Source organism: uncultured Campylobacter sp. (assembly GCF_938045775.1).
Taxonomy (GTDB): domain Bacteria; phylum Campylobacterota; class Campylobacteria; order Campylobacterales; family Campylobacteraceae; genus Campylobacter_B.
The window spans coordinates 1-11,414 of record NZ_CALIBH010000238.1 but is presented as its reverse complement, the minus strand read 5'-3'; the positions used below and the strand labels follow the sequence as shown (position 1 = coordinate 11,414).

The following is an 11,414-nucleotide window of genomic DNA, read 5'->3' as shown; positions in this document are numbered from 1 at the left end:
GAGCGGGCGTTTTCGGCGAATACAAAACAGGTGCAAAATGAGCCAAACCCACCCTTTTAAGCCGATTTTCGATAAGAATTCTAAAATTTTAATCCTCGGCTCCTTTCCCTCCGTCGTTTCTCGTAAATTTGGCTTTTACTACGCAAATCCGCAAAATCGCTTCTGGCGGGTGCTGGCGCAAATTTTAAACGCGCCGCCGCCTGCAAGCATGGACGAAAAGATAAAATTCCTGCTCGCCCGCGGCATCGCCGTCTACGACGCGGCGATCTGCTGCGAGATAAAGGGCTCGAGCGACGCCAAAATGACCGCCGTCGTGCCTGCAAATTTAGAGCCGATCTTTAGCGGAGCGCGCATCGTGCAGGTGTTCGCAAACGGCGGCAAGGCGCATGAAATCTGCGAAAAATACCTAAAGACTCAAATTTTAAACGCAACCGGCAAAGAACTCGTCAAGCTGCCGTCTACGAGCCCCGCAAACGCAAATTTTAGCTTTGAAAGGCTCGTGCGCGAGTGGAGGACGGTGGCCGAAGCGCTAAAGGAGGGTTAAATTTAACGTCTATAAAATTTGATTGTAAATAGTCTTTACATAAAATTTAGTATATGGTTGGAAGATACATCTAATGGTTTATAAGGTATAATTGTGATATCTATTGATAAACAAGGAATAGTATGAGTAATTTATCGTATAACATGGGTAAAGTTGTTGATTTGGCTAAAAAAAATGGTTCTGCTCTTATTATTGCCGCAGTATCTACCTTATATAAATCAAAGGCCGAATTAGCTTCACATTTTGTACATAGGTTTATATATGAAAGATTTAAAATTAGATTAAACGATTTTGTTCATGAAGAGAAAGAATTAAACGATGAAAAGAATAGTAAATTTTATGAGAATATAAGTAGCGATAATATCAATATTCTTTTTGATTTATTGGAAAAGGCTAGACTATCAACTTATGACTTACATGCAAAAATATTAGCAAAATTATATGGTAAGTTATTACAAAATGGTAAGCTTGATTATTACGAACATGCACTACTTGCCAATATAAATTCCCTAAGTGATTTAGATTTTATATATTTTTATGATCTAATTAAAAATAAACCAAATAGCCCATTAATAACAGATGACGATTGTGAATATATAGCAATTAATAAATTTATACAAATAGGAATTTTGTCAACGACCGGTATAACTTATTTTGGCAGTAATAACAATGAAAAAGTTCCTATAAATTTTCAAATGAATTGCTTTTCTGAATATTTATTTGAAGTGCTTAATTTGATAATGTCATCTCGCGATGTAAAATAAATTATTCATAATTCAAGAGGCTTTAAATAACCATATCTATATTAAAATGAGAATAATCGAAGTAAGCTTTAAAACAAGGAAGTAAAAAATATGAGGATTCCGCTAAATTTATCAGGTTTAACTCAAAAATTAAAATTCATCTTTCTGCTTCCGTTTTTGGCGCTAGGCGCGCAAGCTCTGGAGCCAAAAATCGTAATGCAGCCCGAGCCGGTCCTAAAAAACGGCCTGTATTTCGTAGCGGACAAGCCCTATAGCGGGACGCTCAAGGTGCTGCACTATAGCGCCGAGGATCTCTACGACGTAAACTTTATGGGCGTCGTCTACCCTAGAGCAAAGCCGCTGCCGCCCACGCTTATCAGAGAGATCGACGTAAAGGACGGCACGGCGGTGCGCGAGCGCAATTATTTCGACGGCTCAGATAAGCCTTCAAACGAATATCCGCTAAAAAACGGCCTATACGACGGCGTCGCGAAGAGCTATTACGCAGATAGCGGCGAGCTGAGATCGCAGAGCGAATACAAAGCCGGCAAGCGCGAGGGTTTTTACAAGCTGTATTATCAAGGAAGCGGCAAGCTAAAGCAGCAGGGCGCGTATAAAGCGGATAGGCGCGAGGGCGTTTTCACCGACTACTACGAAAGCGGCGAAGTAAGCGCGCGCCATCCGTATAAGGGCGGGCTGCGAAACGGCAAGGACGTGGATTATTACAAAAGCGGCAAAGTGCGCGGTATGCGCAGCTATAAAGGGGGCAAGAGGCAAGGCACGGAAAAATTGTACTACGAAAGCGGCGCGCTAAAGCAGACGGGCGCATACAAGGACGACAGCAAACAGGGCGTTTGGAAGTTATTTTACGAGGACGGCAAGACGCGCGTAGTCGAAAATTTCAAAGACGGCGAGCGCGACGGCGCCGTACGCGAATACTACAGGGGCGGCGCGTTGCAGGGCGAATACGAGTTTGAGCGCGGCAAACAAACGGGCACGAGTAAGCAATACTACGCAAGCGGCGCGCTTGCGGCGAAGGTAATGTTCAGAGACGGGCGTAAACACGGGCTATACGAAACATACCACGAAAACGGCGCACTCAAGGCTAGAGTGACGTTCAAAGATGGCCTGGAGACGGGCACGGTGAAGCACTACTACGCAGACGGCAAGCTCAAAGCCGAGGGCGAGTTTGAGCGTGGCAGGCTCGTGCGCGCCAAAAAATACGACGAAAGCGGCAAACTAATCAGCGATAAATCCGATAAAAACGGGCTCGCAAGAGAGTAAGGCGGGCTAAATTTTAAAATTTTAAGCGGGTTTGGAATTTTAAAAAGGTTTAAAATTTTGAGTAGGCGCAGCTTTACGTTTTAACGACGCGGGTTTGCATTTTCAGCGCTCACGGCTTCGTGCTTTAAGCGAGCGAGATTTTGCGTTTTGAAGCGGGGCTTCACGTCTCGGACAAATTTCGGGCTCCACGTTTTAAACGGACGGGGCTTTGCGCTTCGAGCGAGCATGGCTTTATTTTTGAAGTGCAGCTTAAAAATTTTAATCGAGCTTAGCCTTGCGCATTTTGTTTTTCAGCCGCATATATCGCGCCGTTAAGTGGTGCATTTAAATGATACGGCTTTGTATTTGTAAAGCGATGTGCTGCGTTTAAACGAGTAAAATTCTACACTGAGCAGCTTTATGCGGCGCGCGAATACGGCTCGGCGCTTTAATTAACGAGGTTTCGTGCAGCGCAGCTCGTCGCGCGATTTGAACTGATGCGGTTAAAATTCCACGCTGTATTTTAGCGCGCAGGTATCGCCCGACGTAGCATAGCTTAGCTTTTCGATACGGCTTGTCTTTTCCGCGTAACGAGCAGCTTTGGCGTGGCGCAAATTTTTAAAATTTAAAGCGAAATTTCAAGCCGAAACGGCACTAAAAATTTTACCCGCCGAAAGGGTAAAATTTGACGATCAAATTTCGCTAAATTTAGCTCGCGGTTCGCAAGCCGTGCTATTCGGGCCCAAATTCAAATTCACCGCAACCTTGTCTTTGGCGCGGCAAATTTTATCTGGCTGATATTTTAAAATTTGCCGACCGCTTTACTAAACAAAATTTTACGAATAGGGCATGGGTGAACAAAGCAGGGATGCAGAGAGTGCCTCTCTATATAATTACGGAAGCAAAGAATGCGCTGCTTATTTCGGTATGAAAATTTCATGGGCTTATTGCAACTTTAAAATTTTGCAAGATGCTCGCTCGTAGCGTTAAATTTCAATACGCAGGTGGCAAAAATTTTAAGAAAGCAGAGCCATATAGAGCTAAATTTTGTATAGGAGTCCGTGCAACGCGGTATTTGCGCACAAGATATAAGCGCTGAAAAGGAGAAGCACTCGGAATTTGGCGCGTAACGAGCGGTGAACTAAGTCAAGCAAACTTCAAATTAAAAATCTTAAATTTTAATCCGCAGATGTCAAATGAGCTAAAAATCAAAATTTACGTAAATTTAGAGCGCGGTAGACCGTGAGTGCTCGCAGAGCACCGCAGGCTGTATGGCGCGCGCAGTATCCGTGCGGCAAAATACGGGCATTGAAAGACGTAGCCGTTTGAAATTTAGCGTGCGGCGGGCATAGAGAACCGAAAATCCGCAGCGCTAAAGTTTACTCGGCAAAAGTCCGAATTTATCCGCAGCAGCCGCAATCGCAGCGCGAAGATGCGGCGGGGTGGAGCTCGCTGATGTAGAGCTTTACGGAGTCAAGTCCTTGCTTTTTCGCCTGGAAGTAGGCGTCGCTTGCAAAGCCAAAGTCCGCAAAACGCAAGAAGCTCTCCACGTAGAACTTGCGCGCATTTTGATGATCGACATAATAGGCGTGCTCCCAAAGATCGCAGGCTAAAAGCGGAATTTTACCACGCACGATCGGCGTATCCGCGTTTTGCGTCGTGATGATTTCTAAATTTGCCGCGCGCTCGTCGCACGCAAGCCAGCACCAGCCGCTGCCGAAAAGCCCCATCGCGCGCTTTAAAAACTCGCTTTTAAAATTTTCCATCCCGCCGAAAGCCTGTGCTAAAGCGTCCGCGAGCTCGCCGCTAGACTCGCTGGGCTGCGCGATACAATCGAAGTAAAAATCGTGGTTGTAAATTTCAGAGGCATTGTTAAAAATACGGCTAAAACCTAGGCAAATTTGATAAAGCTTTGAAATTTGCGAAAACTCGCACTCCTCGCCGTGCGCCTCCCTGAAAGACTGCGTGATGATCGTAAAAAGATCCGCGTTTTGTATCGGTGTGTCCGCAATATCTCGATTTAAGGCAGAGACGTAGTCCTCGCAAAGCCCGCCGTGATGAAATTTTAAGCTTTGCAAGCTCGCGATTTTATTCGCTCTCGGATCAAAAGGCAGTGCCCTGGATCTAAACACTAATAATCCTCGCTGTCCAAATCGCTATAATCGTTAAAACCGTCGTCGTCTTCGTAGCTGTAATCATCCTCGTCGTAGTTGTAGTTGTAACTCTCATCGCCTCCGATTAGATCATCGTCCTCGTATTCGTCCTCATCGAACTCTTCGTCTTCGAAGTCATCGAAATCAGCCATTTTGCTCTCCTTTGTCGTTGGAATTTACTTTTGATTTTACGCATTCACTTGCTATTTCCGGTATATTTTCGATATAAACGCTCTGTGATGGGAAGGCAAACGATAGTCCGTTTTGCTCCACGATCTCCATTATTTTAAATAAAACATCCTCTTTGGTTTGGATGAAATTTGCCCATATTACGGTTTTTGTGAAGCAGTAAACTAAAATGTTAATAGACGAATCGCCAAAGCTATCTAGCGCCACAAACATAGTGCTTTTATAGCCCGCTAAATCGTCGATAGAGACCATATTTTGTCTATAGCGCATACGAAAATCTTTAGAATTTAATGCCGTATCGGCAGACTGAGCGATGCCTGGGTGAGATTTTAGCATCTCTTTGATGTCGTTTACGCACTTTCGCAGTTGAGCCGTGCTCGCGCCGTATTCGACGCCCACGGTAAGCTTTAAATTCCGTCCTACCTTCCTGCGGCTCCAGTTTTTGATATTTTGCGCCATTATGTTGGAATTCGGCACAAAAACAAGAGCGTTGTCAAAGGTTCTGATCGTCGTCTTTCTAAAGCCCGTTTCTACGACGTTTCCTTCTATGTCGCCTAATACGACCCAGTCTCCTTGCGAGAATGAATTATCAAATAATAGCATCACGGACGAGAAGAAATTTGCGATGATGTCCTTGGTCGCAAATGCGATCGCAAGTCCGCCGATTCCAAGCGATGCCATAAGCGCCGAGATGTCAAAGCCCAGACGCTCTAGCACCAAAAGTGCGGCGATGATGATTACGATGACGTATAGAATTTTAACGACTAGATTTATGATATCTTTTCTGACGCCTTTTTTCGTGATGTTTCCAAGCACAATAATGCCGTAACCGTCGATGATTTCGATAATGAGCCATGCCCAAAGTACCACGTAAACGATCGAGAATAAATTTGCAAATTTTATCGGCACGGGCGCCGGATAATAAAATATACTAAGACAGATATCGACCGAATAAGCGATCAGCAAAATACCCATCGGACGCTTGATGATGCCCACTACTTGCGTTTTTAGAGTTTCGCTATCCAGCGAAAAGCTTTTATTAAAGAATTTAAATACGAAATAGATGATGTTGGCAAGCAGTCTGCGAAGCGAGTAGAAAAATAGCGTAATCAGCGTGATTAGAATGAGCTTGCCGAAATTTACGTGGCTGAGCTTAAACGGAATTTTATCGTTGATATAATCGATCACCGACTTAAAATTTAAGCTGGTAAAAACTACGCTGCTTGCAAGCAGATCGCTATTTCGCGACAGATACGTAAGCACCTCGTCGTAGGTCTGCTTGTCGTTTTTCAAATCGTTGATTTTAGACTCTAAGGCGTCTATCTGCTCTTGACTGCTTAGATTATTTTTCAAATCATTAAGTTTGCTAAAATCCCTAGTTTGGATATTTAGTAGCGTGCTACTTAGCTCGCTTTCAAGAGCACTTCTGCTTGCGCCGTTTACAAACATATCCTCAATTTTCATAAGCGAGGTATAAAAGATCTCTGCCATCTCCATTTTTTCCAAATCCGCGCTTGCATTTACGTATTCGGGAGAGCTCTGCTTTTTGGCGTATTTTTTTAGCGTAGTTTGGATGTTCTTTTTATTTTGCGCATACGACATTATGCTTTCGATATCCATATCCTGCTGCGTAATCGCAAAAGGTAGGCGATCAAAGAGCTTAGCTTTATTGCGATCGATGGCGTCTAGCTCGTTTTTGCTCGCGTTGGCATCGCCGCCGTTAAGCAGGGAGCTGCGTTGTAAATTTAGCTTTTTAATCTCTTTGATTACAGAGATAAGCGTCTCGCCGTTAGGAGCTTTTTTCTGTGAAGTCTCCGTTTTGGCGACCTTTTCTGCGATCATATTTATTACTTCAGTTTTATTTCCATCCTCCGCACCGAGGGATTTGGATAGAATTTTAGCGACTTCTTTTTTGATCTCGGTTTTGTTGTTTTCTAAAGTAAGATTTGCCTCGGGCGCGGAAGAATTTGTCTCTACAAAGCTTCCCTCACCGGTCGTGTTGAGGTCTGCAAACGCTAAAGCGACGCTAAAAAGACTAATCGTTAAAAAGCTGATTATAGATTTTTTCATAATCCATTCCCTTATTTAATAGCGTAAAATGCGCGCCTTCGTCGTCGTAGTTGAATAGCTCGCCCGTTTCGATGACGTAGTGCCAGCCGTAAATTTTAATCTCGCCGTTTTTGTAGGCGTCTTTGATGCCAGGAAAGCTAAGTAAATTTTGCATGGAATTTATAATATTTAGCCGCTCGGTGATCCACTCGCGCTTGTCGGTGCCGAGATCTTTGAGCTTTTCGACCTCGTCTTTTACGGGCTGCATTAAATTTAGCCAGCGCCTTACGTTTGGAATTTTTTCAAGCTTTTTTGCGTCATAAAACAGCGCCGCGCAACCCCCGCAGTTGCTGTGCCCACAAACGATGATATTCTTGACATTTAGCGCATATAGCGCGTATTCAATCGCTGAGGTAGTTGCTAAAAATTCCTCGCTAATGCGGTATGGAGGAACGACGTTTGCGATATTTCGTACGACGAAAAGCTCTCCTGGAAGCGTCGAGGTAATTAAGCTTGGCACCACGCGCGAGTCAGAGCAGCCGATAAAAAGTGTGTGGGGCTTTTGATGATTTGCCAGACTCCCGAAAAGCTCGGCATGCTCGGCAAAATTTTCTTCCATAAATTTAATAGCTCCATTTATTAACTGGCTGGGCATACTTTCTCCTTAAAAAAGTCGGGAATTATATATTACTTTCATAAATAGATAGAATTCTAGGAATTTTTAATTATATATTTACCAAATTTTCGCTAAACTCCCCGCTCATAAATCAAAAGAAGGAGAAAAATATGAGTCTATACGACAGACGAAATTATGCGGACGGCTATGAGCTATCGGACGCGTCACTGGAACAAGGACGAATCTCTCAGACCATTAAACAAACCTACGCGCTTCTAACCGCTTCGATGATAGCTGCGGCGGCAGGGGCTTTTGTGGCGATGAGCTTCGGCATGAGCTTGGCTCTTCATCCGATTTTATATCTGGTAGTTTTAATGGGGCTGATCTTCGGTATGCAAGCAGCCGTAAATCGCGGCGCCAACACGATCGCGCTGGTTTTGCTTTTTGCATTTACCTTTATTACCGGTCTTACTCTAGGTAAATTGATCGCTATTTATATCGCAGCAGGTGCCGGAGATGTGGTAACACATGCGTTTGTGGCTACGGCGATTACTTTCGGTGCTCTTACCGTTTATGCGATGAATACAAAGACAAATTTCGACTCTTGGGGCAAACCGCTATTGGTATCGCTTGTGGCTATTATCGTGCTAAGCCTTTTGAACTACTTCTTTTTCAAAAGCACCGTGCTTGATATAGCGATTTCAGCTTTTTCGGCTTTAATCTTTTCGATGTATATTATCTATGATACTAAAAACATCATCAACGGCACCTACACTTCACCGATAATGGCTGCCGTAGATATGTATCTAAACATCTACAACCTCTTCCTTTCGCTGCTAAGAATTTTCGGTGCAAGCAGAGACTAAATTTTACGCACCGCTTCGTGCGGTGCACTCTTAACTTAAAATTTATAAATCTTTTATTATAATCGCGAATTCAATTTTTTCAAAAGGTTTTTATAGTGACTACATTATTTTTGGTTTTACAGGTCGTCTTCGCCGTGATAATTACGATCTCCGTCCTGCTGCAAAAGAGCTCTTCTATCGGGCTTGGCGCATACAGCGGAAGCAACGAAAGCTTATTTGGTGCGAAGGGTCCAGCTGGATTTTTAGCTAAATTTACCGCCGCGATGGGAATTTTATTCGTGATAAATACACTTGTGCTCGCATATTTCTATCAGCAAGATGCTAAATCTTCCGTAGTCGATCGCGTAAAGATCGAAGCAAATGCTACTAAATCCGTGCCAAACGCTGTCCCTAGCGTGCCATCCATACCAGCTTCAGGCGCAAAGCCTAATTTCGCTCCGGCAAGCACTGAGTCAAATTTCATAATTAGCGGTGAGACCAATGCAACGGATACGAAAATCGAAGCGCCCACAGTTCCTGCTACCGGTACCACCGCAGCTAGCGCGCCTGCTCGGTCGCAAGCATCAAGCGCCGCAAGCGATACCAATGCGAGCGCTGCTTCCGCAGATCAAAACACAACCAAATAAACTCTAAATTTTAAAATTTAAAAGCGCAAAATCCGCGCTTTTAAATGCTATTCTTATTTTTTTAACGCTATAATTTCGCAAATTTTATTTAAAGGATTTGAATGCTAGAAGCTATCTACAAAGAGCAAAGAGCAAACGGCGATCGAGCTATCGAGGCTTTGAAAAAGGACTTTACGACGCTACGCACCGGCAAGGTGAGCGTGGCGATCCTGGATCATATTTTCGTGGATTATTACGGCTCGCAAACTCCGCTAAATCAGGTCGCAACCGTCCTTTCGACCGATGCGGTCACGATCTCGATCACGCCGTGGGAAAAGCCGATGCTAAAGGCAATCGAAAGCGCGATCGCAGCGGCAAATATCGGCGTAAACCCAACTAATGACGGCGAGAGCGTGAAGCTCTTTTTCCCGCCGATGACGCTCGATCAGCGCCAAGAAAACGCCAAAAAGGCTAAAGCGATGGGCGAGAAGGCCAAAATCGGCATTCGCAACGTTCGTAAAGACGCCAACGACGAGATTAAAAAGCTTGAAAAAGACAAAGCGATCTCCGAAGACGACGCCAAAAAAGGCTACGACGAGGTGCAAAAGATCACCGACTCCTACTCAAGCAAGATCGACGACGCAGTCAAGGCTAAAGAAGCCGAGCTTTTGAAGGTCTGAGCTGTGAATATAGAAAAAATCTATCGCGACTGCGGTGCATATCTGCAGGGGCATTTTCTGCTTTCAAGCGGCAACCATTCGGAATTCTATCTGCAAAGCGCCAAAGTACTTGAGGATCCGCAGCTCGCGGGACGGCTCGCAGACGAGCTCGCCGCAATAATCGAAAAAGCGGGCGTAGAGTTTGATAGCGTCTGCTCGCCCGCGCTGGGCGGAATTTTAGCGGGCTACGAGCTAGCTCGCGCGGCAAAAAAGCGTTTCATATTTACCGAGCGCGTAGATCGCGTAATGAGCCTGCGCCGCGGCTTTGAAGTGCATAAGGGCGAGAGATTTATCATCTGTGAGGACGTCATCACTACGGGTGGCTCTGCTCTTGAAAGCGCAAAGCTCATCGAAAACCTAGGCGGCGAGGTCGCGGGCTTTGCCGCGCTTGCCAATCGCGGATTTTGCAAGGTCGCAAATTTAGCGGGCAGCGTCGCTAAGGCTGGCGCCAAGCTGCCCACAGACAAGCCGTTTTTTGCGCTAGGCAATTTCGAGTTTGAAATTTACGAGCCCGCAACCTGCCCGCTTTGTGCCGCAGGAAGTAAGGCGATCAAGCCCGGCAGTCGCGGAAACTAGGCGCCGATTTGCTGCTAACAAACCGCAACGAGATTAAATTTTATCCTCTCGGCTCTAAATTTAGCGCGCCGGAATTTTAAAATTTAATCTAAAACGGATCGAAATGGTAAAACAAAAAGCTAAGATTTCACCGATTTTTCTGCGCATAAAGGCCTTCATCGTCGATCTTTTCATCATCGCGATGCCCCTATTTTACAGCGTTACCTATCTCGTCTTGGGCTCAAAAGAGGCTCTGTGGCGCAACCAAGCCGCGATCGCGCTTATCTGGCTTGCTTACGGCGCTATTTGCGCAGCATTTTATGCTCGCTGCGCTCAGACTCCGGGCTATAAGCTCGCGGGGCTTTATCTCATCGACATTCGTAGCGGACGCAAAGTAAGCTTCTTTAGAGCCTTAGCGCGCTTTGCGTACTTCGTATTTGCGGGCTTTAGCGTCATCGGGCTTTTGATCTGCTTTTTTCGCAAAGATAGATTAAATTTACACGACCTGCTAAGCGGAGCCGTGCCCGTCGTGCGAAAGGACGCGCAGTGAGCGGGCAGATTTGCGGCATCGACGAGGCTGGGCGCGGCTGTCTTGCGGGGCCGCTTTGCGTCGCGGGCTGCGTGCTGCGGCGCGAGATCGCAGGCCTTGCCGATAGTAAAAAGCTAAGCGAAAAGCGCCGCGAGGAGCTCTACGCCGTAATCATCAAAAACTCGCGCTACAAAATCGTCGAAATTTCAAGCGCGCAAGTCGATGAGATCGGACTCAGCGCATGTCTAAGATCGGCGCTTGAGCAGATTCTCGCGCATTTTATGGGTTTTAGCGGACAGATCATCTACGACGGCAACGCAACCTTCGGCGTACGCGGGCTTCAGACGCTCATAAAAGCCGATGCGCAAATCGCCGAAGTAAGCGCCGCAAGTATCCTCGCCAAGGTCACGCGCGATAGCACGATGTATGAGCTCGCGCAGCGCTACCCGCAATACGGCTTCGCGCAAAACAAAGGTTACGGCTCGGCTGCGCACATCGCGGCGATCGAGCGGTACGGGCTCACGCCTTTTCACCGCGCAAGCTACAAGATCAAATCGCTGCAACCCTCGCTGTTTGATTAACG

General features: G+C 45.7%; 13 protein-coding genes. 9 read left to right on the top strand and 4 right to left on the bottom strand.

Annotation, left to right across the window (positions count from 1 at the left end):
• Positions 1-37 precede the first annotated feature (37 nt).
• From Q0238_RS09780 to Q0238_RS09770, 3 genes are all read left to right on the top strand, one after another.
• Positions 38-544: a DNA-deoxyinosine glycosylase gene (locus Q0238_RS09780; protein ID WP_297945631.1), complete on the top strand. Its 507-nt coding sequence runs from the start codon at positions 38-40 to the stop codon at positions 542-544.
• A 122-nt stretch (positions 545-666) separates the two neighbouring features.
• Complete coding sequence (locus tag Q0238_RS09775) at positions 667-1,308, top strand: hypothetical protein (RefSeq protein ID WP_297945628.1); 642 nt, start codon at positions 667-669, stop codon at positions 1,306-1,308.
• Positions 1,309-1,398: 90 nt separating this feature from the next.
• A complete protein-coding gene (locus tag Q0238_RS09770; protein ID WP_297945626.1) occupies positions 1,399-2,571 on the top strand; it encodes a toxin-antitoxin system YwqK family antitoxin in 1,173 nt (390 codons plus the stop codon).
• A 1,379-nt stretch (positions 2,572-3,950) separates the two neighbouring features.
• Here the strand turns inward: Q0238_RS09770 and Q0238_RS09765 are convergent.
• The 4 genes from Q0238_RS09765 to Q0238_RS09750 are packed head-to-tail and all read right to left on the bottom strand — an operon-like array spanning position 3,951 to position 7,596.
• Entirely contained in the window at positions 3,951-4,682 is a 732-nt protein-coding gene (locus Q0238_RS09765; RefSeq protein WP_297945625.1) for a superoxide dismutase, read from the bottom strand.
• Positions 4,682-4,855 carry a hypothetical protein gene (locus tag Q0238_RS09760; RefSeq protein WP_005870938.1) on the bottom strand — a complete coding sequence of 58 codons (174 nt, stop codon included), beginning with the start codon at positions 4,853-4,855 and terminating at the stop codon, positions 4,682-4,684. Before Q0238_RS09760 ends, Q0238_RS09765 begins: the two co-directional genes overlap by 1 nt.
• Positions 4,848-6,962 (bottom strand): mechanosensitive ion channel family protein, encoded by a 2,115-nt coding sequence (locus tag Q0238_RS09755; RefSeq protein WP_297945623.1) that lies wholly within the window; start codon positions 6,960-6,962, stop codon positions 4,848-4,850. Before Q0238_RS09755 ends, Q0238_RS09760 begins: the two co-directional genes overlap by 8 nt.
• Entirely contained in the window at positions 6,928-7,596 is a 669-nt protein-coding gene (locus Q0238_RS09750; protein ID WP_297945621.1) for a carbonic anhydrase, read from the bottom strand. The genes Q0238_RS09755 and Q0238_RS09750 overlap by 35 nt, the downstream gene beginning before the upstream one ends.
• A 131-nt stretch (positions 7,597-7,727) precedes the next feature.
• Here Q0238_RS09750 and Q0238_RS09745 point away from each other — a divergent pair, with 131 nt between their 5' ends.
• The 6 genes from Q0238_RS09745 (at position 7,728) to Q0238_RS09720 (ending at position 11,412) form a co-directional block, all read left to right on the top strand.
• Complete coding sequence (locus Q0238_RS09745; RefSeq protein ID WP_297945619.1) at positions 7,728-8,423, top strand: Bax inhibitor-1/YccA family protein; 696 nt, start codon at positions 7,728-7,730, stop codon at positions 8,421-8,423.
• A 95-nt stretch (positions 8,424-8,518) separates the two neighbouring features.
• Positions 8,519-9,049, top strand: a complete 531-nt coding sequence (secG, locus tag Q0238_RS09740; protein ID WP_297945617.1) for a preprotein translocase subunit SecG — start codon at positions 8,519-8,521, stop codon at positions 9,047-9,049.
• A 101-nt stretch (positions 9,050-9,150) separates the two neighbouring features.
• Positions 9,151-9,708, top strand: a complete 558-nt coding sequence (gene frr, locus Q0238_RS09735; RefSeq protein ID WP_297945615.1) for a ribosome recycling factor — start codon at positions 9,151-9,153, stop codon at positions 9,706-9,708.
• Between the two features lie 3 nt (positions 9,709-9,711).
• Positions 9,712-10,323, top strand: a complete 612-nt coding sequence (pyrE, locus tag Q0238_RS09730; RefSeq protein WP_297945613.1) for an orotate phosphoribosyltransferase — start codon at positions 9,712-9,714, stop codon at positions 10,321-10,323.
• A 103-nt stretch (positions 10,324-10,426) separates the two neighbouring features.
• Positions 10,427-10,852 (top strand): RDD family protein, encoded by a 426-nt coding sequence (locus Q0238_RS09725; RefSeq protein WP_297945611.1) that lies wholly within the window; start codon positions 10,427-10,429, stop codon positions 10,850-10,852.
• Positions 10,849-11,412, top strand: coding sequence for a ribonuclease HII (locus Q0238_RS09720; RefSeq protein ID WP_297945610.1), 564 nt, complete (start codon positions 10,849-10,851; stop codon positions 11,410-11,412). Before Q0238_RS09725 ends, Q0238_RS09720 begins: the two co-directional genes overlap by 4 nt.
• The last annotated feature ends 2 nt before the right edge of the window (positions 11,413-11,414 follow it).